This window comes from Diaminobutyricimonas aerilata, assembly GCF_002797715.1.
GTDB lineage: Bacteria > Actinomycetota > Actinomycetes > Actinomycetales > Microbacteriaceae > Diaminobutyricimonas > Diaminobutyricimonas aerilata.
In genome coordinates, this window is the sequence record NZ_PGFF01000001.1 from 2,803,381 (window position 1) to 2,826,312 (window position 22,932).

The following is a 22,932-nucleotide window of genomic DNA, read 5'->3' on the forward strand; positions in this document are numbered from 1 at the left end:
GAGAGATTTCGACCGCCCCAAAGCCTACCCGCTACGGCCTGCTCGTCGGCACCGCGTCCAGAACGCTCCCCGCCTTGCCCTGAGCCTGTCGAAGCGCCTGTGCTGAGCCTGTCGAAGCGCCTGTGCTGAGCCTGTCGAAGCGCCTGTGCTGAGCCTGTCGAAGCATCCCTCCGACGATGGACACCGGTACGCCCACGGTGGGATGCGTCGCGCAGGTCGCACCCGCGATGCTGGAGACATGGACGATCCCCGCCCCGGCCCCGAGCAGCTCGCCCGCATCGCGGAGCGGCTCGCGCTGCGCACCGACGACCCCCGCCGGTTCCTGCGCGGCCTCGCCTGGAACTGCGCCCGCATCCGGCCCGGCCTGCTCGGCATCGCCGATCTGGCCTCGGGCGGCGGGAACCGCTTCCGCGGCACCGGCTTCCGTGCGGAGTTCGACGACGGCACGCGCGGCCAGGTGCGGCACTTCGCGGGCGTGGCGGTGGCTCCCGTGCTGCTCGGCGACCGGCTCGCGCGGATCGCGCTGCGCTGGGCGCTACGGGACCCGGACGGCTCGGCCGACGACAACCTCAGCCACGCCGCACTCGCGTTCTCGGCCGCGCTGCGTTCGGGCGGACTTCCCGTGTCGGCCGCGGCGCAGTGGATCCGCGAGAACCTCGCCGCGCACGCCGATCAGCCGGCCGCCGCCCGCTCGTAGGCGGCGCTCGGGATCTGCGTCGCGAGCTTGCCGCCCGAGACGTCGAGCAGCGTGCCGGTCACGTAGCGCGCCGCATCGCTCGCGAGGAAGCACACCGCATCCGCCACCTCCCGCGGGTCGCCCCAGCGGCGCAGCGACAGCGTGTCGAGCAGTCGGTCCTGCGCCTCGGCGGGCAGCTCGGCGAAGCCGTTCATGGCGGTGGGGATCATGCCCGGCGCGTACGCGTTGACGGTGACCCCCCACGGGCCGAGTTCCCCCGCGAGCACCCGGGTGAACTGCACGACGGCCGCCTTCGAGGCGGCGTAGGCGGCGCTGCCGATGCTCGGGACGATCGCGGCGAACGACGCGGCGTTGATGATGCGGCCCGCTCGCTGGCGCTTGAGCTGCGGGATGACCGCACGACACGCGCGGAAGACGCCCGCCACATTGACGTCGAAGCAGCGCGCCCAGGCCTCGTCGTCGAGTTCCTCGACCGTGCCGGTGACATTGATGCCCGCGTTGTTGACGAGCACATCGAGGCGGCCGAAGCGCTCGACCACCTCGGCGACCGCCGCGTCGACGCTCGCCCGGTCGCGCACGTCGCACGCGAGCGCCGCGCCCCGCGGCTCGAACGTTCCGCGGGCGGCGTCGAGGTCGTCCCCCGGGAGGTCGAGCACGATGACCCGCGCGTCCTGTTCGACGAACGTCTCGGCGATGACCCGACCGATGCCGCGTCCCGCTCCCGTCACGACGACCACCCGGTCGGCCAGTTCGAACTGCATGTCGACTCCACTTCCTCGTGAATAGTCATACTATTCAGCACGGATGTCGGGCGACAGCGGATCGAAGGGGTGCACATGACCGGGACGGCGCGAGTGCTGTGGGTGACCGGGGCGGGCAGCGGCATGGGACGCGCCGCCGCGATCGCCGCGGCCCGAGCGGGGTGGCGGGTCGCCCTGAGCGGACGCCGCGCCGAGGCCCTCGCCGAGACGGCCGCCACCGTGCGCGCGGCCGGCGGGGAAGCGCTCGAGCTGCCCCTCGACGTGCGGGACGCGGCCTCCGTGCGCGACGCGCTCGACCGCATCCGCGCCGACTGGGGCGCCGTTCACGACCTCGTGCTGTCCGCGGGACTCAACGATCCCCGCCGCCGCTGGGACGACCAGAGCGTCGACCGGTTCGACGAGATCGTGCAGACGAACCTCGTGGCGGTCGCCCGCGTGGTCGACGCCGCCCTACCCGACCTGCGGGCGTCGCGGGGGACGGTCGTCGTGGTGTCGTCGTACTCCGGATGGCGGTTCTCCCCCGGCGCCGGCGTCGCGTACGGCGCGAGCAAGACGGCGCTCGCGACGCTGTGCGCGACCCTCAACGCCGAAGAGGCGGGCTCGGGGGTGCGGGCCTGCCACCTGTGCCCCGGCGACGTCGACAGCGACTTCCTCGCGATGCGCCCGAACGTGCCCGACGCGGCCTCCCGCTCGCGGATGCTCACCCCCGACGACGTCGCGCGGGCCGTGCACTTCGTGCTCTCGTCGCCCGCCCACGTGCGCATCGACGAACTCGTCATCAGTCCGGTCAGCCAGGCGTGAGCGCGTTCGAGCGCGCGCTCGACGAGCTGGGCTCGGCGATCGTGCGCGGCGAACTCGCCGCCGGCCACGCCACGACCGTCGAGGAGCTCGAGCGGCGCACCGGGTGCTCCCGCGGGGTCGTGCGCGAGACGACGCGCGTGCTCGTCTCGCTCGGGATGCTCTCCGCCCGGCGCCGCGTCGGTCTGCGGGTGCTGCCCGACACGGACTGGGACGTGCTCGATCCGCACGTCATCCGGTGGCGGCTCGCGGCCGACCCGACGCGGGTGCGGCGCGAGCTCGCCGACTTGCGCGGCGCGATCGAACCCCTCGCCGCGCGCCTCGCGGCGACCGAGCGCACGGAAGCGCAGGCGGGAGCGCTGCAGGCTGCCGCCGAGGCTCTCGCCGGAGCGGGCGGCGACGCGGCGCGGTTCCTCGACGCCGACCGCGACTTCCACGACGTGCTGCTCATCGCATCCGGCAACCCGTTCTCGGTGCGCCTCGGCGCGGTGGTGCACGCGGCGCTGCGCGAGCGGGCCGAGCACGAGCGGGCCGGACTCGCCCCGGATGCGGAGGACGTCGCGTTGCACACCCGCGTCGCCGAGGCGGTGCGCGATCGGGATGCGGGCGCCGCCGAGTCCGCCATGCGCGCTCTCGTGATGCGGACGCACCCGGAGCACCCGTCCGAGTAGGGTGGCGCCGTGACGCCCAGGCGAACCGAGCGCGGACTGGACCGGCTCGTGAACTTCTCCGACGCGACGGTGGCGATCGCCATCACGCTGCTCATCCTGCCGCTCGTCGAGGTCGCGTCCGAGTACGACGGCGATCTCGGCCGGCTCGTGGGCGACAACGTGGGCACCTTCCTCGCCTTCGCGATCACGTTCCTCGTGATCGGCCGGTTCTGGGTGCTGCACCACGGTCTGTTCGAGCAGGTGCGGGGGTACACGGGGCGGCTGCTCGAAGCGAACCTGGTGTGGCTCGCGAGCATCGTGTTCCTGCCCTTCGCGGCGAACGTGCTGTCGCACGCCGACGGCGGCCCGGCGGCTCACGGGCCCGTGTACGCGCTCTACATCGGCACGATGATCGTCACGAGCGGATCGACGCTGTGGATGCGCGCGCTGCTCTCCCGCGATCCCGCCCTCGTCGCCGATGACGGGGACGTGCAGGTGCTCCCCGCGGCGGTGGCGGTGATCACGCTCGCGGTCGCGCTCGTGCTCGCCCTGCTCGTGCCGCAGGTGGGCATGCTGTGGCTGCTCCTGCTCGTGCTGGCGGGACCCGCGACGCGGATCCTCCGGCGCCGCTCCCGGCACTCCTGACGCTCCTCCTCCCCAGCGCTGCGGCGGGGCGCGCCATCCCCGGTCCACGCCCCGGCGCGATCGCGGCGGAGCCGCACGCCGCACCCTCGGTGCATGCCGCTGCTGTCGCGCCTCGCCGCCCTGCTCCTGTTGATCTCCGCCCTCGTCGCCGCGCCGGTCGCGGCGTCCGCCGTCGTCTCCACCGGACACGGGCACGGCCACCTCTGGAGCCGCGACGGCGCCTCGTGGCTGGGCTCGTACCGCCTCGCCGACGGGCGACTCGGCTTCTGCCTCCAGGTGGATCGGCCCGTGCCCACCGGGCACGACTACACCGTCGGCGAGCAGCTGCTCGAGGCGTTGACCCCGGACGACGCGGCGCGGCTCGCCTGGATCTCACGCGCCCACGCGGGCTCGGCCGACGCCGACACTGCGGCCGCGGGACAGCTCGCGACGTGGACGCTCACCGGGCTCGGCGGGCGGTCGCCGGAGTGGTACGCGGCTCGGGCGAACGGGTCCGCCTCGCGGGTGGCGCAACTCGCCCGCGACCTGCTCGCCGCGGCGTCCGCGCCGGGCGGCGCGTCCCGCGGCGCCTCCGCCACGCTCACCCTCGACCTCCGCCCCGACGGCACCGGCACGGTGCGGTCGGACCTGCTCGTCGACTGGGTCGCCACCGGGTCCACACCCGCAGCGCCCGCCACGGCGACGGGCACGGTGACGCTCACCGGTGCCGTGTTCGCCGACGGCACGGCGAGCGCCGCCGTGCCGAACGGCTCGACCGTGGAGGTGCGCGCCATCGGATCCCCCGCCGTCCACGAGGTCTCGGCGGAGGTCGCCTACACGGGACTGCCGTTCGGCGCCGCGGTGACCGTCGCGAGAAGCGCCACCGGATCGCAGGACCTCATCGTGGTCAACGAGACGAGCGCGCACGCGTCCGCCCGATCGAGCGCCTCCGTCGTCTCGTCCCTGCCGTTCCAACCGCGCGTGCAGACGCAGACGAGCGCCGCGACGGCCGAGGCCGGGGCGCTCGTGCACGACGTGCTCGAGGTGACGGCGCTACCCGGCGACGGGCTGTCCGACGGATGGGGCGTGTACGAGGCCGCCGACGGCACGCGCGCCCCGGTGCCCGTCACGGTGCGCAGCACGCTGCTCGGCCCCTTCCCGGCCCCGCCCGTGCACGCCGCGCAGGCGCCGCCCGGCGCGCCGGTCGCGTGCGAGGTGGCGACGGAGATCGGCGCGGGGCCCGGTCGGTACACGACACCGGCTTGCGCGCTCCCCGCGACCGGGTACTTCGTCTGGGTCGAGCGCATCTCCCCCGACGACACCCCACCGGACCGCGGGCGCGACCGCGTGCGCCCGTGGGTGTCGGAGTTCGCCGTCGCGAGCGAGATCACCTTCGTGCCCTTCCCTCCGCGCATCGCGACCGTCGCGACGGCGGCACGCGTCGAGCCGGGCGGGTGCGTGGCCGACCACCTCGACGTCACCGGGCTGAACCCGGCGGCCGGAGCACTCGAGGTGACGAGCATCCTGCTCGGCCCGTTCACCGAGCCGCCGACGGTGGGCGCCGAACTCGCCGCCGCGGCACCCGAAGCCGGTCGCGTGTCGACGAGCGTCACCGCGGACGGTCGGCACACGACGACGTGCATCCCGGTGCCGCACCCCGGCCATTACGTCTTCGTCTACGAGTCGCCCGGCGTGACCGATGCGGCCGGCACGACGATCGTGCCGCCGTTCGCCGACCGCCGCGTCCACGCGAGCGAGACCGTGCTCGTCGCCGAGGCCGCTCCGACGCTCGCCGTGACCGGTCCGCTCGCGACCGGAGCCGTGCTCGCCCTCGCCGCATCCCTGCTCGCGACGGGAACGGGTGTCGTCTCCCTCGGCCGCGCCCGCCGTGCAGCGCGGGCGGGTTAGAGTGCGCGGGTGCGGGCGGATGTGCGACAGGTCGCCGGGGAGGGCATCCTCCTCGCCGGGGGCGGCTGCGCGATCCTGCTGCAGGTCGCCGACCCGGTGGTCGCGGCCGGGGTCGCTCGGCACAGCGATTTCGCGGAGCGGCCGATGGCCCGCCTGCGCGGCACCCTGCGGTACGTCTACTCGATCGTGTTCGGAACGACCGCTGCGGCGGATCGCGCCGCTCGCCATGTCGACCGCGCCCATGCGCCGGTGGCGGGGGCGCGCGACCCGCACCGTCAGTTGTGGGTCGCTGCGACCCTGTACGACACGGCCATCCGCATCCACTCCCGCGTCTTCGGGCCGCTCGACGAGGCCTCCGCCGACGAGGTGTACCGGGCGTACGCGGTGCTCGGCACGGCGCTGCAGGTGCCCGCCGAGCTGTGGCCCGCCGATCGCGCCGCGTTCGCCGAGTACTGGCGCGCCACCCTCGCGACACTGCGGGTCGGGGATGACGCCCGCCGGATCGCCCGCGACCTGCTCCACCCGCGGAAGGCGCCGCTCTGGTTGAAAGCCGCGATGCCGCTCGCGCGACTCGTCACCGCGGGGCTCCTTCCCGCCGAGCTGCGCGCCGCGTATGGGCTGCCGTGGTCGGCGCGCCGCGCGCGCCGTTACGAGCGGGCCTTCACCGTCATCACCGCCGTCTACCGGGGCCTCCCCCGCCCTCTGCGCGAGTGGCCGATGCGGCACTACCTCCCGCGCGCGGACCGGGCCTGAATTCCCGCCGTCCCCGGATCGGTCGGCGCTTGCCGTCGCCCGCCCCGAGTGCGACGCTGATCGTGGAGGATCCCATGGACGCGCTCCCCGCCACCGTCGACGACGCTGCGCTCGCCCGCGCGGTGGAACGGAACACGGCCGAGCTGCTGCTGCGCATGGGAGACGTCGGAGGCGGAAGCCGCCGCGACGGCGACGTCGCGTGGACCCTCGGCGGGTCTCCCATCGACTACCACAACGCCGTCGTCGGGGCGGCGCTCGACGCCGCCACGGCGCCCGCCGTCATCCTCGAGAGCCGCGAGACGCTCGCCCGCGCCGGGGTTCCCGGCACCTGGCACGTCGGACCATCGATGCGTCCGACGGATCTTCCCGCCCGCCTCGAGGCTGCGGGGTTCGCACCGGATGGGGAGGAGCCCGGTATGGCGGCGTCGCTCGATCGCGAGCTGACCGCCGACCGCACGGACATCGAGTTCGAACGGGTGCACGACCTCGAGACCCTCGGCGAGTGGGTCGATGCGCTCGGCCGAGGCTTCGGCGAAGGACCCCGCGAAGCCGAGTGGGTGGGCGCGATGTTCGCGCGGCTGGGTCTCGACCGTCCCGACTGGCATCATCTGCTCGCGCGCCGCGACGGTCGCGTCGTCGGCACCGCCACCGTGCTGCTCGCCGCAGGAGTGGCGGGCGTGTATTTCGTGATGACGATGCCCGAAGCGCGCCGGCAGGGCATCGGCGCCGCGATCACGCTCGCGGCGATGCGCGTCGGTCGCGACGCCGGTGCGCACCACGCGGTGCTCACGTCGTCGCCGATGGGTCGCTCCGTCTACGAGTCGGTCGGTTTCCGCGAGGTGTGCACGATCCGACTGCACACCTGGCGCCCGGCGTGACCCGGGCGGACCGATCGGCGGCTACAGCTTCTCGATCGGGGCGATCTTGATCAGCAGCCGCTTGCGTCCGGCCGTGTCGAACAGCACCTCGGCGATCTTCTTCGCGCCCACGCCGGTCACGTCCACCACACGTCCGTCGCCGAAGTCGACGTGCCGGATGCGGTCGCCCGGTTCGAGCGTCAGGTCGCCGTTGTCGCGCACCTGCCCGGTGACCTTGTTCGCCCACTCCGTCTTCGGCTTGGGGGCTGCCGGCATGCCGCCGCCCGACGGCAGCGAGTTGCGGTACGAGAAGCCCTCGCGGCGGGCGTTGAGCGCCCGCGGACGCAGACCGCCGCGGCTCGTCGCGTCGCCGGGCGACTGCTTCCACTCGATCAGCTGGGGCGGGATCTCCTGCAGGTACCGGCTCGGCATCGCGACCGACACGTCGCCGAACGCGGCGCGTGTCATCGCGAGCGACAGGTAGAGCCGCTTCTTCGCGCGGGTGATGCCCACGTAGAACAACCGCCGCTCCTCCGCGGGACCGCCCGGCTCGTTCGCCGACATGCGGTGCGGCAGAAGATCCTCCTCGACACCGGTGATGAACACCGCGTCGTATTCGAGGCCCTTCGCCGTGTGCAGGGTCATGAGCGAGACGGTGCCGCTGGAGTCGTCGAGCTCGTCCGCCGCCGCGACGAGGGCGACCTCGGTGAGGAAGTCGAGCAGCCGTCCACCGGGGTTGTTGCGCTGGAACTCCTTCGTCACCGCGACGAGCTCGTCCACGTTCTCGGCGCGCGCCTCGTCCTGCGGGTCGCGCGACGCGCGCAGTGCCTCGACGTAGCCGGTGCGCTGCAGCAGCGTCGTCAGCACGTCCGGCACCTGGGTCTTCTCGACCGTCGACCCGACCTCGTCGAGGATCTCGGCGAGCCCGGTGATCGCTCCCGTGACCTTCGGCCCGAGGCCGAGCTCGCCGGCGTGCCGCATCGCCTCACGCAGCGACTCGTCGCGCGCATCCGCCCACGACTGCAGCGCCGCCTCGGTGGCCGGGCCGATGCCGCGCTTGGGCACGTTCATGATGCGCCGCAGCGCCATCGGGTCGGCCGGGTTCGCGATGCAGACCAGGTACGCCATGACGTCCTTGATCTCGGCGCGCTCGTAGAACTTCGTGCCGCCGAGCACCCGGTACGGGATGGCCGAGCGGATGAAGATCTCCTCGAGCGCTCGCGTCTGTGAGTTGGTGCGGTAGAACACCGCGATGTCCTTGTAGTCCGTGCCGTTGCGGTGCAGCTCCGTGATCTCGTCGGCCACGAACTGCGCCTCGTCGTGACCGGAGTATCCGGTGTAGCCGACGATCTTCTCGCCCGCGCCGAAGGTCGTGAAGAGGTTCTTGTCCTTGCGGTCGAAGTTGTTCGAGATGACCGCGTTGGCGGCGTCGAGGATGTTCTGCGTCGACCGGTAGTTCTGCTCGAGCAGGATCACCTTGCTGCGCGGGAAGTCCCGCTCGAACTCGACGATGTTGCGGATGTCCGCCCCGCGGAAGGCGTAGATCGACTGGTCGGAGTCGCCCACCACGGTGAGCGACGACTCGTCGAGCGGGGTCTTCGAGATGCGCAACGGCTGCCCGTCGAAGCCGACCGCGCCCTCGAGCAGCTCCATGTCGGGACGCCGCGTCAGCTCGCGGATGAGCGCGTACTGGGCGTGGTTGGTGTCCTGGTACTCGTCGACGAGGATGTGGCGGAACCGCCGCTGGTACAGCGCCGCCACCTGGGGGAACGCGCGGAACAGGTAGACCGTCTGGGCGATCAGGTCGTCGAAGTCGAACGCGTTGGCCCGCTGCAACTCCCGCGTGTACTGGCGGAAGATCTCGAGGAACATCGCCTCGTTCGGGTCGTTGAAGTTCGCCTGCCGGGCGTAGCTCTCGACGTCGGTGAGCTCGTTCTTGAGGCGCGAGATCTTGTTCGCGGCGCTCGAGACGGTGTGACCCATCGTGTCGGCGTCGAGCTCCTTGATGATCCGCTTGATGAGCGCGCGACTGTCGGCCGAGTCGTAGATCGTGAAGCTGCGGGTGAAGCCGAAGTGCTCCGCCTCGCGACGCAGGATGCGCACGCATGCGGAGTGGAAGGTCGAGATCCACATCCCCTCGGCGCGCTGACCGAGCAACTGCTCGACGCGCTCCCGCATCTCCGCCGCGGCCTTGTTCGTGAAGGTGATCGCGAGGATCTGGCTCGGGTACGCCTCACGGTTCTGGATGAGGCTCGCGATGCGGCGTGTGAGCACGCTCGTCTTGCCGGAGCCGGCTCCCGCGACGATGAGCAATGCGGGGCCGCGGTACTCGACGGCCTCGCGCTGCTGCGGATTGAGCCCCTCCAGCAGCCGGTCGCTCGCGTGGGGAGCCGGATCCATGCCGTCGAGAACGTAGGTCATTGCCCTATGAGTGTAGGCGCGCCCTCCGACGCTGGACTTCCGGGATCCGGATGCGGCGGTCAGCCCTCGTCGCGGGCGGCGACCGCGAGGTCGGGCTGGTCGGCGAAGATGCCGTCGACCCCCGTCTCGGCGAGCGCGCGGTACGCCGCGGCCCAGTCGCCGATGCGTCCGGGGCGCGACCCGATGCGGAGGTTGCGCGGCAGGAACTGGTTCTCGCCCCGGAAGGTCCAGACGAAGGTGCTCAACCCCGCCGATCGGGCCCGCTCGATGACGTCGGTCGTGCCGGTCAAGTTTCCCGCCGCATCCGTGCGCAGTACGAGGGAGCGGGAGACGCTCACCCCGTCGACCTCGCCGGCGAGCTTCTGCAGCCCTGAGTCGGTGAGGTGCGCGGCGTAGCTGCGCGCCCGCGCCCCGTGGGCCGAGACGAGGTCGGGCGGGGCGCCTTGCGATTCGACGAGATACACGTAGCGACCGGTCACCCCGCGCTCGCGGATCCGCCCGAGCACCGTCTGCTCGAACGACTCGACGATGAGGTTGTCGTCGGTGGCCCATCCCTCGACCTCGGCGGCGAACAGTTCGTCGAGCGGCAGCCCGATCGAGGAGAAGTAGGTGGCGTGCTTGATCTCGGCCACCATGGCGACCTGACGGCGCAACCGGTCCGCTCCATCGTCGAGGATCTCCATGAGGTCGCGCAGGCGCAGCACACCGTACCGACCGTCGAAGGTCGCACTCGTGCGCCGCAGCTTGGGCAGCCGTTCGACGGCACGCAGGGTGCGCAGCTCGTCCCACGTGAAGTCCTCGGTGAACCAGCCGGTGATCCGCCGACCATCGATGGTCTTCGTCGTGCGGCGATCCGCGAACTCGGTGCGTCGCGCGACATCGGTGGTGCCCGAGATCTCGTTCTCGTGCCGCAGCACGAGCACCCCGTCGCGGGTGGCCACGATGTCCGGCTCGATGGCGTCGGCGCCGAGGGCGACGGCGAGCTCGTATGCGGCGCGGGTGTGCTCGGGGCGGTATCCGCTGGCTCCACGGTGGGCGATGACGAGCGGATGCGGCTGGCTGCTCACGCGGTCACCTTACGGGGCGACGGTGAACGGGAATGCACGGGATGACGGCAATACACTGGTCGACCATGGCCGGGTGCGAGAACTGCGGTGCGCAACTGGCGCCCGAATGGAAGTTCTGCATCTACTGCGGCGAGCGGGTGGTGCGTGACGTGCCGGGCGCGATCCGGCCCGACGGCGCCGCCCCCGTACCGGCCCGTCGGGTGAGCCCGGGGCTCGTCTTCGGCCTCATCATGCTCGGGCTCGGCGTGACGCTCGCGATCGCGGCGGTGCTCATGTTCACCGTCGGGAACGTCGCCTGAGACATGGCCGGCTGGAGGGAACCGGCCTCGCGCCTGCCGCTGCGGTGGGGCACCTACCGCGGCCGGTACCTCGCCGGGCTCGTGCTCATCGCCGGCGGCATCCTGCATCTGCAGTCGTCGACGACGCATCTGCTGCTGCCGTTGCTCGTGGGCACGACCGCGCACGTGATCGGCTGGTGGATCCTGCCCGGCCGCGGGGTGCCGCGGCTCATGGTCGTGCTGCCGTGCTGCGTGGCGCAGTGGCTGCTGCTCACCGGGCCGCAGTCCACGTGGGTGCTCGCGGTGCCGTTCCTCGCCTGGTTGTGGGTGCGCGGTCGGCCGCTCTTGAGCGTGCCGACGGTGCTCATCGTCGTGCTCACGGGCGTGGCGGTGGCGCAGGGGCTGCACGAGTACTCGTCGATGTGGATCGCGATCTCGATCACGGGCGCCTCGCTCGTCGTCGCGGCGTGGGCCGCGCGATGGATCGCCGTGCGGGTGCCGGTGCGCCTTCGGCGAACACGGCGCGATCGTCGGTATGACCGGGCGAATCCTCAGCGCTGAACCATAGACTGACACCCGAGTTCAGACCGCGATCACACAGAGGAATCACATGGCCGGCTCCAACCCCGCATTCTCCAGCTCTCCCGCCTTCAGTTCGAACCCGCAGACGGCGGCGCAGTTGCGCTCCACCGCGCCGCAGATGAGCGCCGAGCAGCTCGACGAGCTGTACGGTCGCCCGGCGGCGTCGCCGGTCGAGACCGATCGGATGACCTACGAGGACACGATCGTCAAGACGGTCGTCTCGTTCGCCGTCCTGCTCGCCGGCGCGGCGGTCGGCTGGATCGTCCCGGTGCTCGCGCTGCCCGCGGCCCTCATCGGCTTCGTGCTGGCGCTCGTCAACATCTTCAAGAAGAAGCCGTCTCCGGCGCTCGTGCTGTCGTACGCGGTGTTCGAGGGCATCTTCGTCGGCGGCATCTCGTACACGTTCTCCCAGATGTACGACGGCATCGTCACGCAGGCGCTGCTCGGAACCCTCGGTGTCGTGGGCGTCACCCTCGCGCTGTTCGCGAGCGGCAAGGTGCGTGCGAGCAAGCGCGCGACGAAGATCTTCCTCGTCGCGATGATCGGCTACGCGGCGTTCTCGCTCGTCAACATGGGCCTCATGCTCTTCGGCGTGACCGACACCCAGTTCGGCCTGCGCGACGTGACCTTCATGGGCATCCCGCTCGGCGCGATCATCGGCGTCGTCGTGGTGCTGCTCGCGGCGTACTCGCTCGTGCTCGACTTCGACAACGTCAAGACCGGTGTGGAGCGCGGTGCCCCGCGCATCTACGGCTGGACCGCCGCGTTCGGCATCATGGTCACCGTCGTCTGGCTGTACCTCGAGATCCTGCGACTCATCGCGATCTTCCGCAGCGAGTGATCCCCGCTTCGACATGAGAAGGGCCGCCCCTCGGGGCGGCCCTTCTTCGTTGCGCGAGTCAGCCCTGAGTGGCCTGCACGACGCGCATCGGCAAGCGGTGCACGATCTCGCGGTCGACGGTGAGCACCCACGAGTAGCCGCCGGCGCGCGCGAGGCGCAGGTCGTTGATGGTGAAGGTGATCGGATGCGCGAGGTCGTCACCGGGTCGCTGCAGCGGTCCGCGGGTGGCGGTGAAGCGGTGCCCGATCATGCCGATGACGCTCGATCCGTCTCCGGCACCGTTCCGCCCGAGCGGCACCGGTTGCCCGTCCTCGGTCTCGAGGCGCACGGCGACCTCGTGCTCGATGTCGGTGTCGTTCCATCCGACGTGCACGATCACCCCGATCGCGACGCGGGAGTGCACCGCGGGGAACGAGGTCGCGCCGATGGTGTCCCATCCCGCTCCGAGCACGTACAGCTTGCCGTTGAGCGCCTCCGCGGAATCCGCGAGGAACGCCGTGATGCGGACCGTCATGCCCTCACTCTCTCACGCCCCCGTCACCGGTGAGCGGGATGCGGCGATGGCGCGACTCGCGAGTTTCGATGAGAAAGGGACGACCGAAGGCCGCCCCTTTCTCATCGATGTCTGAGCTGGAGCGGCATCGCCGCATCCCGCTCACACCCCGGACGAACTCACTCCCATTCGATCGTCCCCGGCGGCTTCGACGTGACGTCGAGCACGACCCGGTTGACGCCGGGCACCTGGTTGGTGATCCGGTTGGAGATGCGCGCGAGCACCTCGTAGGGCAGGCGCGTCCAGTCGGCGGTCATGGCGTCTTCGCTCGAGACGGGGCGCAGCACGATGGGGTGACCGTAGGTGCGGCCGTCGCCCTGCACTCCCACGGAGCGCACGTCGGCGAGCAGCACGACCGGGCACTGCCAGATCTCCTCGTCGAGTCCCGCGGCGGTGAGTTCGTCGCGCGCGATCTGGTCGGCCTGGCGCAGCAGGTCGAGACGCTCGCGGGTGACCTCGCCGATGATGCGGATGCCGAGGCCGGGTCCGGGGAACGGCTGACGGCCGACGATGACCTCGGGCAGGCCGAGTTCGCGGCCGATGGCGCGCACCTCGTCCTTGAACAGGGTGCGCAGCGGCTCGACGAGTTCGAACTCGAGGTCTTCGGGGAGCCCGCCCACGTTGTGGTGGCTCTTGATGTTGGCGGTGCCGCTGCCGCCGCCGGACTCGACGACGTCGGGGTAGAGGGTGCCCTGCACGAGGAACTTGACCGGCTCGCCGCCTTCGGCCTTCGCCTCGAGCACGAGGGCCTCGGCCGCGTTCTCGAAGGTGCGGATGAACTCGCGCCCGATGATCTTGCGCTTCTGCTCCGGGTCGGTCACCCCGGCAAGCGCGTCGAGGAACTGCTGTTCCGCGTCGACCGTGATGAGCCGCACGCCGGTGGAGGCGACGTAGTCGTTCTCGACCTGTTCGCGCTCGCCCGCCCGCAGCAGGCCGTGGTCGACGAAGACACACGTGAGCTGGTCACCGACGGCCTTGTGCACGAGCGCGGCCGCGACGGCGGAGTCGACACCGCCGGAGAGACCGCAGATGACCCGCGCGTCGCCGATCTGCTCGCGGATGCGCTCCACCTGCTCCGCGATCACGCTGCCGCTGTTCCACTCGGCGGGGATCCCGGCGGCGCGGTGCAGGAAGTTCTCGAGCACCTGCTGCCCGAAGGTGGAGTGCTTGACCTCGGGGTGCCACTGCACGCCGTACATCCGCTTCTCGTCGCTCGCGAACGCGGCGACGGGGGTGGAGTCGGTCGAGGCGAGCACGTCGAAGCCGTCCGGGGCTTTCGCGACGGAGTCGCCGTGGCTCATCCACACGGTCTGCGCCTCGGGCTGCCCGGAGAGCAGGCTGCCGCCGTCGCCCGAGAGCGTGACGTCGGTCGAGCCGTACTCTCGCAGTCCCGTGTTGGCGACCTCGCCGCCGAGCTGCTGCGCCATCACCTGGAAGCCGTAGCAGATGCCGAGCACGGGCACTCCGAGCTGCAGCACCTGCGGGTCGAGCGTCGGAGATCCGGGCTCGTACACGCTCGACGGTCCACCGCTCAGCACGATGCCGACCGGGTTCTTCGCGGCGATCTCCTCGGCGGTGACCGTGTGCGGCACGATCTCGGAGTAGACGTTCGCTTCGCGTACGCGTCGGGCGATCAGTTGCGCGTACTGCGCGCCGAAATCGACGACGAGTACCGGGCGCTGCTCGGTCTCGGTCACGGGGCCACCTCCACGGTCGGGGTCTGGAGCGCGGCGAGCTGGTCGCGCACGATTCGGGTGATCCTCGCTTCGACGATGAAGGAGAGGAACGGCACGACGCCGCCGGCGGCCATGAGCAGCAGGCGGATCAGGTTCCAGCGCATGAGCGTCCAGACGCGGAAGCTCGAGATGAGGTACACGACGTAGAACCAGCCGTGCACGATGAGGATGCCGATGGAGAGGTTGACGCCGTCGCCGGTGCTCTCGAGCCCCTCCGGTCCTTCGAGCACGGGCTCGAGGCTGAGCAGCCCGCCGCTGCCGAAGGCGAACAGCTCGAGGTGGGCGACGTACTTGAGCAGCATCTCGGCGACGAGCAGCAGCAGCATCACGCCGGTGATGTACGAGCAGACCTGGTAGAACTTCAGCGCGCTCCGGATGCGAGGGAACGTCTCGGGCTTCGGAGCGAGCGTCATGCGTCGATTTTACCGGCCGCCGGGGTGGCCGCCTGCGCGGCGAGGTCGCGCTCCTTCTCCCACTGGTCGCGCACGAGGCGGTACCAGAGGTAGACGGCGAACCCGGCGAAGACGACCCACTCGACCGCGTAGAAGATGTTGAGCCAGTTGAGGGTCACTTCGGCTTCGGGCACCGGCGAGTGGATGGGCTGCAGCGGGTCGACCGCACCGTCGGCGACGATGTACCCGGAGTACGCGGGTGCCGGCACCTCAGCCCAGCGGTTGACGAGTTCCGCCGGCGACACGGCGGTGAGCTCGCCGGCCTCGAGATCCGACTCGGTGGGGGCGTCGCCCGGCAGGTAGCGTCCGACGATCTCCCGCTGCCGCGGGGCGCCGTCGAGCGCGTCGCGCGCGCTCTCGATGTCGTCGAGCTCCGGCGACCAGCCGAGCGCGACGGCGACGGATGCCGTGTCGTCGTCGCTCACGAGGTGCCCGACGAGCCAGTAGCCGCGTTCGCCCTCGTCGATCCGGCCGCTGTGCACGGTGTAGTCGCCCGGCTGGAGCGTGCCCGTCACCTCGACGACCTGGCTCGCCTGCGTCTCGGTGACGGCGGTGCCCGGTCGTGCGACGTCCGCGAGCGGTCGGGGCGTCTCGGTGTCGCGTTGCACGACGGTGGCGCCTTCGACGCTCCGTTCGATCTGCCACTGCCCCAGGGCGGCGAACCCACCGGCGACCGCGAGGGCGAGCAGCAGGGCGCCGATCCACGCCGGCCGGCGGGCGACGCTCCAGACGGAGGCGGGCGCGACGGTCATCAGTACTCCGGATCCCGGCGGCGCTCGGGGGTCTCGGCGGGTTGATCGGTGCGCTGCATCGCCTCGTCGACGAGCCGGTCGAGTTCGGCGCGCTCGTCGGAGGGGACCGGGACCGCCTGTTCGCCGTCGTCGGTGTCGGTGTCGGTGTCGGTGTCGGTGTCGATCTCGGCGCTCAGCTCGGCGAGTTCGCGGTCACGCTGGGCGGCGAGCTCCAGCCGTCGGGCCCGTTCCTGCTTGCGTCGGGTGCCGAGCACGAACGATCCGATGCGTTCGGAGTTGGTCGCGAGGATGGGTCCGACGACGGCCATGATGAGCACGTAGAGACCGGCGAACGGCAGGATGCGGTCGTCGAGTCCGGCCGAGATGCTGAGGGTCGCGAGGATGAGCGCGAACTCGCCGCGGTTGACGAGGATGCCCGCGGTGTTGATGCCCGCCTGCGGTCCGAGCTTGTTGAGCCAGGAGACGAACTGACCCGCCGCGATGTTGAGCACGATCGTCATGCCGACGGCCGCGAGTACGGGCCAGAGCACCGCACCGAAGGCGCTCTGGTCGAGGGAGAGCCCGAAGTTGAGGAAGAAGAAGGCGCCGAAGACGTCGCGCAGGGGAACCGCGAACTGCTCGACCCGGGCGCGGTACCGGCTGGCTCCGAGCACGAGTCCGATGAGGAAGGCGCCGATCGCATCCGTGACGCCGAGGAGCTCGCCGATGCCGCCGAAGGCGATCGCGAGACCGAAGAAGAGGATCGTGAACAGCTCGTCGTCGCGCGTGCGCAGCAGGCGCGAGACCACCCGTCCGCCCCAGCGTGCGATCGAGAACATGAGCACGAGGAACAGGAACGAGATGCCCAGGCGCGTGATCACCGGCCACGGCTCGGTCTCGCCGCTCAGCACGACCGAGACGATGGCGAGGTAGATCGCGATGAAGATGTCCTCGACGACGGTGACGCCCAGGATCATCGGCGTCTCGCGGTTGGCGAGCCGCCCGAGTTCGATGAGCAGCTTGGTGACGATGGCGCTCGACGAGGTCGCCGTCATGCCGGCGATGACGAGCGCCTCGCGGGTGCCCCAGCCCACCATGAAGCCGAAGACGAATCCGACGCTCATGTTGATGAGCACGTACCCGCCGCCGCTCAGGATGAGCCGCCACGCGTTGCCGAAGAACTCCTCCTGGTCGAACTCGAGTCCGAGGTTGAACAGCAGCAGGATGAGCCCGAACAGGGCGATGAGTTCGACGTTCTCCGACTCGAAGCTGAGCGGGAACCAGCCGGTGTGCGGGCTCGCGATGAAGCCGACGATCATGTAGATCGGGATCGAGGGCAGGCCGATCAGTTTGCCGAGCCGCCCGAGCACGTAGGCGATGACGAACAGCGCGCCGAGGACGACGAGCTCCTCGCCGTGGTGCACCGGTTACGCCCCGGTGGGCGCGTCCGCGGGCGCCTTCGGCCGGATCTCTCCTGTGCGGTAGAACGAGAACGCCTTCGCGACCTTCTCGGGCGAGCCGGCGACGACGAGCGTGTCGCCGGGGAACACCTTGAAGTCGTCGGCGGGCGCCGGGTTGGTCACGTCGTTGCGTACGACGGCGACGACGGCGACGCCGATGACGCCGTGCGCGCCGAGGTCGCCGAGCGGCTGACCGGCGATGTGGTCTTCGTAGTCGACCGAGAACCAGTCGATCGAGAGGCCGGGCACCTGTTCGAGGCTCGAGAGCGACTCGGTGATCTGCGTGCCGCCGAGCAGCTCCGCGAGCGTGCGTGCCTCATCCTCGGCGAGCCGCACCGTGACCTTGGTGTTCTGCGCCTCCGGCGAGTCGTCGTAGTCGGCGAATGCGACGAGGTCGCTCGCGCCGGAGCGGTGGGTGATGACGCCGACCTTGCCGCCGTCGTCGGTGCGGAAGGTGTGCAGCACACCGACGCCCGGCAGTTTCACGCGCCGAACATCGACCATGGACCAGCACCTCCGTCTGTGGGTATGACCCCAGTTTACGCGCGCGTCGGCGCGCCGACGCCGTCGTTCGCTGAGGGCGCGAGGAGGCTCGGGCTCAGTCGAGGCGCTTGGTCTCCTCCGGACGCACCATCTCGTCGCCCGAGTCGATCCGTGCGAGCAGGGCGTCGAACTCCTCGGTGCTGAGGTCGAGCTTCTGGTCTCGCACGCGCTGTTCGAGCAGTCGCCGGGCGCCCTCGCCGGGGCGCGCCTGCAGGTCGTTGCGGATCTGCACGAGGATGCCCTCGATGCGCTCCGGCTGCTCGGCCTCGGTGCTGCCGGCCTGCATCGGCTCGTCCTGGGTGGCCATGTGTACTCCTCGTTCGGATTCTCGGGTGCTGCGGTTCAGGGGATGGCGATGATGTCGGGCGCCTCGAGCCGGGCCCGGTCGGCGGACTCGTCGTCCGGCTGCTGCTGACTCGCCCGTTCGGCGGCGACGCGCTTGAGGTAGTGGTTGACCTCCCGGTCGACGCGCGCGTCGTCCCAGCCGAGCGCGTCGGCCATGAGCCGCGCGGCGACGGGCGCGGCGGAGACGCCGCGATCCCACGCCTCGATCGAGATGCGGGTGCGCCGCGCGAGCACGTCCTCGAGGTGCATCGCCCCCTCGTGAGTCGCGGCGTAGACGACCTCGGCCTGGATGTAGTCGTCGGCTCCCGGCAGCGGTTCCTGCAGTTCGGGGCGCTTCCGGATGAGGTCGAGCAGTTCGTCGGTCATGACCCCGTAGCGATTGAGCAGGTGCTCGATGCGCACGGGGTGCACTCCGAAGGCCGAAGCGATCTTCGCGCGCTTGTTCCACGCGGCCTGGTAGCCCTCCGCCCCGAGCAGCGCGATGTCCTGCGTCACACTCGGCGGCACCTTCGCGTCGAGCGCCGCCGCGGCAGCGTCGATCGCGTCCCTCGCCATGACGCGGTAGGTGGTCCACTTGCCGCCGGCGACCACGACGAGGCCGGGAACGGTGTGGGCGACGATGTGCTCGCGGCTGAGCTTCGAGGTCTGATCCGACTCGCCGGCGAGCAGGGGGCGCAGGCCCGCGTAGACGCCCTCGACGTCCTCGCGGGTGAGCGGAACGGCGAGCACCTCGTTGACCCGCTCGAGCAGGTAGTCGATGTCGGCGGCCGTCGCGGCGGGATGCGCCTTGTCGAGATTCCAGTCGGTGTCCGTCGTGCCGATGAGCCAATGCCGCCCCCACGGGATGACGAAGAGCACGCTCTTCTCGGTGCGCAGCAGCAGGCCGACCTTCGATTGGAATCGGTCACGGGGCACGACGAGGTGGATGCCCTTCGAGGCGCGCACCTTGAACTGACCGCGCTCCCCCACCATCGACTGGGTGTCGTCGGTCCACACGCCGGTCGCGTTGACGACCTGCTTCGCGCGGATCTCGAACTCCTCGCCGCTCTCGAGGTCTCGGGCCCGCACGCCGACGACCCGCTCGCCGACCTTGACGAACCCGTCGACGCGCACCCGGCTCGCGACGTGGGCGCCGTAGGCGCTCGCCGTGCGGGCGAGGGTGGAGACGTAGCGGGCGTCGTCGACCTGGGCGTCGTAGTAGACGAGCCCGCCGACGTACGCGTCGGACTTGAGGCTCGGGGCGGCGCGCAGCAGCTGACGCCGGGTGAGGTGACGGTGGTGGGGCACGCCGGGCGGGCGTCCGCCGCTGTAGCTGAAGAGGTCGTAGAGCGTCATGCCGGCGCCGATGTAGAAGCGCTCGATGAGCGGCTTCGTCAGGGGGTAGAGGAATCGCACGGGCTTCACGAGGTGCGGCGCGATCCGCTGCAGCAGGAGCCCGCGCTCGATGAGCGCTTCCCGCACGAGCCGGAAGTCGAGCTGCTCGAGGTAGCGGATGCCGCCGTGCACGAGCTTCGACGAGCGGCTCGAGGTTCCCGAGCCCCAGTCGCGCGCCTCCACCATGCCCGTGCGCAATCCGCGGGTGACCGCGTCGAGTGCGGAACCGGTGCCGACGATGCCGCCGCCGATGACGAGCACGTCGAGTTCCTTCTCGCGCATCGATGCGATGGCGGCGGCCCGTTCCTCCGGACCGAGCCTGGTTGACCTGCTGACCGAGTTTGCCTCCGACATGACTGCCTCCCGGCGCGAGCCTAGGGATGGCGCCTGAACGTCAGGTGGACTTTTACCGGATGCGCCTCGTGCGACCCCGGCGAGCGGGGTGGACGCGCACGGTGCGGGGCTACCGTGGATCCGTGACGGACGGAGACGGCGCGACCCGGACGGTCTACACGATCGGCCACTCGACCCGCTCGCCCGACGAGTTCGTCGAGGCGTTGCGGCAGCACGGCGTCCAGGTGGTGGCGGATGTGCGGGCGGTGCCCGGGTCGCGGCGGAACCCGCAGTTCGGACCCGAGGAGTTGCCGCGCTCGCTCGCCGAGGCCGGGATCGACTACGTCGCCTTCACGGAGCAACTCGACGGTCGGCGTTACTCGCGCGTCGGCGAGCCGACCGTGAACGGGGCGTGGCGCAACCACAGCTTCCGCAGCTACGCCGACTACATGCAGACGCCGGGGTTCGCCCGGGGCGTCGACGCCCTGCTGGAACTCGCCGACGCGAGACGTGTCGCGATGATGTGCGCGGAGGCGGTGCCGTGGCGCTGCCATCGCTCGCTCATCGGTGACGCCCTCGTGGCCCGAGGTGTGCCGGTCGCCGACATCATGACCGCGACCGCCAGCCGACCGCACGAGCTCCGGTCGTTCGCGCGCGTCGACGGGCACCGCGTCTGGTACCCGCCCGAGTAGGGCGGTGCCCGCTGGAGTAGCGGCGCGGGTCAGTGCGGCAGGTAGGGCGCGATGACGACCTCGACGCGCTGGAACTCCTTGAGGTCGGAGTAGCCGGTCGTCGCCATCGAGCGGCGCAGCGCACCGATGAGGTTCACGCGTCCGTCGGGCGCCGACGAGGGGCCGTGCAGGATCTGCTGCAGCGGGGCGAGCGTGCCGACCTCGACGCGGTTGCCGCGGGGCAACTCGGCGTGGTGCGCCTCGGGTCCCCAGTGGTAGCCGCCGCCCGGGGCGTCCGTCGCCCGTGCGAGCGCGGAACCGAGCATCACGGCGTCGGCGCCGACCGAGATCGCCTTGACGATGTCGCCGCTCGTGCCGAGACCGCCGTCGGCGATGACGTGCACGTAGCGGCCTCCCGACTCGTCGAGGTAGTCGCGGCGTGCACCGGCGACATCCGCGAGAGCGGTCGCCATCGGCGCGTGGATGCCGAGGCTCGCCCGCGTGGTCGAGGCCGCGCCGCCGCCGAAGCCGACGAGCACGCCCGCCGCTCCGGTGCGCATGAGGTGCAGGGCGGCCGTGTAGGTGGCCGCGCCGCCCACGATGACGGGCACGTCGAGTTCGTAGATGAACCGCTTGAGGTTGAGCGGCTCGGTCGTCTTCGACACGTGCTCGGCGCTCACGGTCGTGCCGCGGATGACGAAGAGGTCGACGCCGGCGTCGACGACGGTCTTGTAGTGCTCCTGCGTGCGCTGCGGGCTGAGGGCGCCCGCGACCGGCACGCCGGCGGCGCGGATCTCGGCGATCCGTCCCTTGATCAGCTCCGGCTTGATCGGCTCGGAGTAGAGCTCCTGCATCCGCTTGGTGGCGCGGTCGGCCGGCAGGGAACGGATCTCGGCGAGCGCCGCCTCCGCGTCGTCGTACCGCGTCCACAGTCCCTCGAGGTCGAGCACGCCGAGCCCGCCCATCCGGCCGAGGGCGATCGCGGTCGCGGGCGACACGACGGAGTCCATGGGCGCGGCGAGCACCGGGATGTCGAAGGTGAAGGCGTCGATCGTCCAGGTCACCGACACGTCCTGCGGGTCACGCGTGCGCCGGCTCGGCACGATCGCGATGTCGTCGAACGCGTAGGCGCGACGGGCGCGCTTGGCGCGGCCGATCTCGATGTCACTCACCGGGACAGCCTACCGGCGACCCGCATCCGAACGCCGGTCGCCCACAGCGCAGACCGTTCGCCCGCGACGTGCGGCGTCGGTGGGTGAGGATGGGCTCATGCTCAGCGCCGATCCGATCGAGTCCCTGCGCCGCCGCACGAGCGAGAAGTGGACGACGTACCCCGCCGACGTGCTGCCGCTCTTCGTCGCCGAGATGGACTACCCCCTCGCTCCGCCGATCATCGCCGCGGTGACCGAGCGGATCACCGCGTCGGACACCGGGTACGTCGGCTCCCCCGGTCCCCTCGCTCCGGCGTTCGCCGGGTTCGCGGCGCGCCGGTGGGGCTGGGAGGTCGACGAGGCCGGGCTGCGCACGGCGACGGACGTGAGCGTCGGCATCGTCGAGACGCTGCGGCAGGCGATCCGGCCGGGCGACCGTGTCGTGATCACTCCTCCCGTGTATCCGCCCTTCTTCGACCTCGTGCCGGAGGCGGGCGGCGTCGTCGAGAAGGTGCCGCTCGTCGACGGCGGCGACGGGTGGGCGCTCGACCTCGACGGGATCGAGCGGGCCCTCGCCGCCGGGGCGCGGGCGGTGCTGCTGTGCAACCCGCACAATCCGCTCGGGCTCGTGCACCCGCGCGAGCACCTCGAGCGGCTCGCCGAGCTCGCCGCCGAGCACGACGCGACGATCGTGAGCGACGAGATCCACGGGGCCCTCGTGCACACCGATGCGCGCTTCATCCCGTTCCTGTCGGTGTCGGATGCCGCGCGGCGGCACGGCGTGACGATCACCTCGGCGAGCAAGGCGTGGAACGTCGCCGGCCTCAAGTGCGCACTCATGGTCGGGGCATCCGACCGCACCGTGGCCCTGTTCGAGCGGATGCCCGAAGAGGTCGGCTACCGCGCGAGCATCCTCGGGCTGCACGCGAACGCCGCCGCGTTCGGCGAGGGCGACGCCTGGCTCGACGACGCCCTCGCGGCGATCGAGCACAACCGGCGACTGCTCGCCACGCTCCTCGAGGAGCACCTCCCCGGCGTGCGCTATCGGCAGCCGCGGGCGAGCTACCTCGCGTGGCTGGATTTCCGTCAGGCGGAGGGATGGGGCGCCGACCCGAGCGTCCGCGCGCTCGAGCGGGGTCGGGTCGCGCTCAACCCCGGTCCCACCTTCGGCGAGCAGGGCCGCGGTCACGCGCGGCTCAACCTCGCGTGCTCCCCCGAGGTGCTCACCGAGGCGATCGAGCGCCTCGCCCGCTGACCGCTGTCGTGGTCCGCTGGTCGAGGAGGCCGTTCACGGCCGTATCGAGACCTCCTTCCGGCACACCCGCGTCCGCGGAATGGAGGTCTCG

Annotated in this window: 24 protein-coding genes; 12 read left to right on the forward strand and 12 right to left on the reverse strand. The window is 71.3% G+C overall.

The window, feature by feature from the left end:
• Positions 1 to 238: 238 nt before the first annotated feature.
• On the forward strand, positions 239 to 697 hold the full coding sequence (locus CLV46_RS13485; protein ID WP_100365255.1) for a hypothetical protein: 459 nt from the start codon (positions 239 to 241) through the stop codon (positions 695 to 697).
• Here the strand turns inward: CLV46_RS13485 and CLV46_RS13490 are convergent.
• Positions 673 to 1,458: an SDR family NAD(P)-dependent oxidoreductase gene (locus CLV46_RS13490; RefSeq protein WP_100365256.1), complete on the reverse strand. Its 786-nt coding sequence runs from the start codon at positions 1,456 to 1,458 to the stop codon at positions 673 to 675. The two genes, CLV46_RS13485 and CLV46_RS13490, sit on opposite strands and share 25 nt — an antisense overlap.
• Positions 1,459 to 1,533: 75 nt before the next feature.
• Between CLV46_RS13490 and CLV46_RS13495 the strand changes: the two genes are divergently transcribed.
• From CLV46_RS13495 to CLV46_RS13520, 6 genes are all read left to right on the forward strand, one after another.
• Positions 1,534 to 2,259 (forward strand): SDR family oxidoreductase, encoded by a 726-nt coding sequence (locus tag CLV46_RS13495; RefSeq protein ID WP_100365257.1) that lies wholly within the window; start codon positions 1,534 to 1,536, stop codon positions 2,257 to 2,259.
• Positions 2,256 to 2,927 carry a FadR/GntR family transcriptional regulator gene (locus tag CLV46_RS13500; RefSeq protein WP_100365258.1) on the forward strand — a complete coding sequence of 224 codons (672 nt, stop codon included), beginning with the start codon at positions 2,256 to 2,258 and terminating at the stop codon, positions 2,925 to 2,927. The genes CLV46_RS13495 and CLV46_RS13500 overlap by 4 nt, the downstream gene beginning before the upstream one ends.
• Positions 2,928 to 2,936: 9 nt before the next feature.
• A complete protein-coding gene (locus CLV46_RS13505; RefSeq protein ID WP_100365259.1) occupies positions 2,937 to 3,551 on the forward strand; it encodes a TMEM175 family protein in 615 nt (204 codons plus the stop codon).
• A gap of 93 nt (positions 3,552 to 3,644) precedes the next feature.
• Positions 3,645 to 5,438, forward strand: a complete 1,794-nt coding sequence (locus CLV46_RS13510) for a thioester domain-containing protein (RefSeq protein ID WP_100365260.1) — start codon at positions 3,645 to 3,647, stop codon at positions 5,436 to 5,438.
• 9 nt (positions 5,439 to 5,447) lie between these two features.
• On the forward strand, positions 5,448 to 6,191 hold the full coding sequence (locus CLV46_RS13515; protein WP_100365261.1) for an oxygenase MpaB family protein: 744 nt from the start codon (positions 5,448 to 5,450) through the stop codon (positions 6,189 to 6,191).
• A gap of 74 nt (positions 6,192 to 6,265) precedes the next feature.
• Positions 6,266 to 7,069 (forward strand): GNAT family N-acetyltransferase, encoded by an 804-nt coding sequence (locus CLV46_RS13520; protein ID WP_100365262.1) that lies wholly within the window; start codon positions 6,266 to 6,268, stop codon positions 7,067 to 7,069.
• Positions 7,070 to 7,090: 21 nt separating this feature from the next.
• Here CLV46_RS13520 and CLV46_RS13525 read toward each other — a convergent pair whose 3' ends face one another.
• Together CLV46_RS13525 and CLV46_RS13530 are read right to left on the reverse strand one after the other, a co-directional pair.
• On the reverse strand, positions 7,091 to 9,469 hold the full coding sequence (locus tag CLV46_RS13525) for an ATP-dependent helicase (RefSeq protein WP_100365263.1): 2,379 nt from the start codon (positions 9,467 to 9,469) through the stop codon (positions 7,091 to 7,093).
• 59 nt (positions 9,470 to 9,528) lie between these two features.
• Positions 9,529 to 10,536, reverse strand: coding sequence for a glycerophosphodiester phosphodiesterase family protein (locus tag CLV46_RS13530; RefSeq protein WP_100365264.1), 1,008 nt, complete (start codon positions 10,534 to 10,536; stop codon positions 9,529 to 9,531).
• A 65-nt stretch (positions 10,537 to 10,601) separates the two neighbouring features.
• Here CLV46_RS13530 and CLV46_RS13535 point away from each other — a divergent pair, with 65 nt between their 5' ends.
• From CLV46_RS13535 to CLV46_RS13545, 3 genes are read left to right on the forward strand one after another with little or no spacing between them, the layout of a single operon-like run.
• The gene (locus CLV46_RS13535) at positions 10,602 to 10,835 is read left to right on the forward strand and encodes a zinc ribbon domain-containing protein (RefSeq protein WP_157802333.1); all 234 of its coding nucleotides are present in this window, start codon (positions 10,602 to 10,604) and stop codon (positions 10,833 to 10,835) included.
• 3 nt (positions 10,836 to 10,838) lie between these two features.
• Complete coding sequence (locus CLV46_RS13540; RefSeq protein WP_100365266.1) at positions 10,839 to 11,375, forward strand: hypothetical protein; 537 nt, start codon at positions 10,839 to 10,841, stop codon at positions 11,373 to 11,375.
• A 49-nt stretch (positions 11,376 to 11,424) separates the two neighbouring features.
• Entirely contained in the window at positions 11,425 to 12,237 is an 813-nt protein-coding gene (locus CLV46_RS13545; RefSeq protein ID WP_100365267.1) for a Bax inhibitor-1/YccA family protein, read from the forward strand.
• 58 nt (positions 12,238 to 12,295) lie between these two features.
• On the opposite strand, the gene CLV46_RS13550 is transcribed toward CLV46_RS13545, so the two are convergent.
• The 8 genes from CLV46_RS13550 to CLV46_RS13585 form a co-directional block, all read right to left on the reverse strand.
• Positions 12,296 to 12,751: a DUF6941 family protein gene (locus CLV46_RS13550; protein WP_100365268.1), complete on the reverse strand. Its 456-nt coding sequence runs from the start codon at positions 12,749 to 12,751 to the stop codon at positions 12,296 to 12,298.
• Positions 12,752 to 12,909: 158 nt separating this feature from the next.
• Positions 12,910 to 14,487: a glutamine-hydrolyzing GMP synthase gene (gene guaA / locus CLV46_RS13555; protein ID WP_100365269.1), complete on the reverse strand. Its 1,578-nt coding sequence runs from the start codon at positions 14,485 to 14,487 to the stop codon at positions 12,910 to 12,912.
• Entirely contained in the window at positions 14,484 to 14,939 is a 456-nt protein-coding gene (locus tag CLV46_RS13560; protein WP_100365270.1) for a DUF3817 domain-containing protein, read from the reverse strand. Before CLV46_RS13560 ends, guaA begins: the two co-directional genes overlap by 4 nt.
• Entirely contained in the window at positions 14,936 to 15,730 is a 795-nt protein-coding gene (locus tag CLV46_RS13565) for an SURF1 family protein (RefSeq protein WP_100365271.1), read from the reverse strand. The genes CLV46_RS13560 and CLV46_RS13565 overlap by 4 nt, the downstream gene beginning before the upstream one ends.
• Positions 15,730 to 17,133, reverse strand: a complete 1,404-nt coding sequence (locus CLV46_RS13570) for a cation:proton antiporter (protein WP_100365272.1) — start codon at positions 17,131 to 17,133, stop codon at positions 15,730 to 15,732. The genes CLV46_RS13565 and CLV46_RS13570 overlap by 1 nt, the downstream gene beginning before the upstream one ends.
• 3 nt (positions 17,134 to 17,136) lie before the next feature.
• On the reverse strand, positions 17,137 to 17,673 hold the full coding sequence (locus CLV46_RS13575; RefSeq protein ID WP_100365273.1) for a cation:proton antiporter regulatory subunit: 537 nt from the start codon (positions 17,671 to 17,673) through the stop codon (positions 17,137 to 17,139).
• A gap of 94 nt (positions 17,674 to 17,767) precedes the next feature.
• Positions 17,768 to 18,019, reverse strand: a complete 252-nt coding sequence (locus tag CLV46_RS13580; protein ID WP_100365274.1) for a hypothetical protein — start codon at positions 18,017 to 18,019, stop codon at positions 17,768 to 17,770.
• A gap of 35 nt (positions 18,020 to 18,054) precedes the next feature.
• Positions 18,055 to 19,785, reverse strand: a complete 1,731-nt coding sequence (locus CLV46_RS13585; RefSeq protein ID WP_100365275.1) for a glycerol-3-phosphate dehydrogenase/oxidase — start codon at positions 19,783 to 19,785, stop codon at positions 18,055 to 18,057.
• 122 nt (positions 19,786 to 19,907) lie between these two features.
• Here CLV46_RS13585 and CLV46_RS13590 point away from each other — a divergent pair, with 122 nt between their 5' ends.
• The gene (locus tag CLV46_RS13590; protein ID WP_245866873.1) at positions 19,908 to 20,456 is read left to right on the forward strand and encodes a DUF488 domain-containing protein; all 549 of its coding nucleotides are present in this window, start codon (positions 19,908 to 19,910) and stop codon (positions 20,454 to 20,456) included.
• Between the two features lie 29 nt (positions 20,457 to 20,485).
• On the opposite strand, the gene CLV46_RS13595 is transcribed toward CLV46_RS13590, so the two are convergent.
• Positions 20,486 to 21,607 (reverse strand): GuaB3 family IMP dehydrogenase-related protein, encoded by a 1,122-nt coding sequence (locus CLV46_RS13595; protein ID WP_100365277.1) that lies wholly within the window; start codon positions 21,605 to 21,607, stop codon positions 20,486 to 20,488.
• Between the two features lie 97 nt (positions 21,608 to 21,704).
• Here CLV46_RS13595 and CLV46_RS13600 point away from each other — a divergent pair, with 97 nt between their 5' ends.
• Positions 21,705 to 22,841, forward strand: a complete 1,137-nt coding sequence (locus CLV46_RS13600; protein WP_100365278.1) for a MalY/PatB family protein — start codon at positions 21,705 to 21,707, stop codon at positions 22,839 to 22,841.
• The last annotated feature ends 91 nt before the right edge of the window (positions 22,842 to 22,932 follow it).

Coding starts and splice junctions, on each gene's coding strand:
- CLV46_RS13540 (WP_100365266.1), top strand. CDS start 10,839: ATGGCCGGCTGGAGGGAACCGGCCTCGCGCCTGCCGCTGCGGTGGGGC.
- CLV46_RS13525 (WP_100365263.1), bottom strand. CDS start 9,469: ATGACCTACGTTCTCGACGGCATGGATCCGGCTCCCCACGCGAGCGAC.
- CLV46_RS13495 (WP_100365257.1), top strand. CDS start 1,534: ATGACCGGGACGGCGCGAGTGCTGTGGGTGACCGGGGCGGGCAGCGGC.
- CLV46_RS13510 (WP_100365260.1), top strand. CDS start 3,645: ATGCCGCTGCTGTCGCGCCTCGCCGCCCTGCTCCTGTTGATCTCCGCC.
- CLV46_RS13535 (WP_157802333.1), top strand. CDS start 10,602: ATGGCCGGGTGCGAGAACTGCGGTGCGCAACTGGCGCCCGAATGGAAG.
- CLV46_RS13520 (WP_100365262.1), top strand. CDS start 6,266: ATGGACGCGCTCCCCGCCACCGTCGACGACGCTGCGCTCGCCCGCGCG.
- CLV46_RS13490 (WP_100365256.1), bottom strand. CDS start 1,458: ATGCAGTTCGAACTGGCCGACCGGGTGGTCGTCGTGACGGGAGCGGGA.
- CLV46_RS13600 (WP_100365278.1), top strand. CDS start 21,705: ATGCTCAGCGCCGATCCGATCGAGTCCCTGCGCCGCCGCACGAGCGAG.
- CLV46_RS13550 (WP_100365268.1), bottom strand. CDS start 12,751: ATGACGGTCCGCATCACGGCGTTCCTCGCGGATTCCGCGGAGGCGCTC.
- CLV46_RS13580 (WP_100365274.1), bottom strand. CDS start 18,019: ATGGCCACCCAGGACGAGCCGATGCAGGCCGGCAGCACCGAGGCCGAG.
- CLV46_RS13565 (WP_100365271.1), bottom strand. CDS start 15,730: ATGACCGTCGCGCCCGCCTCCGTCTGGAGCGTCGCCCGCCGGCCGGCG.
- CLV46_RS13560 (WP_100365270.1), bottom strand. CDS start 14,939: ATGACGCTCGCTCCGAAGCCCGAGACGTTCCCTCGCATCCGGAGCGCG.
- CLV46_RS13585 (WP_100365275.1), bottom strand. CDS start 19,785: ATGTCGGAGGCAAACTCGGTCAGCAGGTCAACCAGGCTCGGTCCGGAG.
- CLV46_RS13575 (WP_100365273.1), bottom strand. CDS start 17,673: ATGGTCGATGTTCGGCGCGTGAAACTGCCGGGCGTCGGTGTGCTGCAC.
- CLV46_RS13545 (WP_100365267.1), top strand. CDS start 11,425: ATGGCCGGCTCCAACCCCGCATTCTCCAGCTCTCCCGCCTTCAGTTCG.
- CLV46_RS13485 (WP_100365255.1), top strand. CDS start 239: ATGGACGATCCCCGCCCCGGCCCCGAGCAGCTCGCCCGCATCGCGGAG.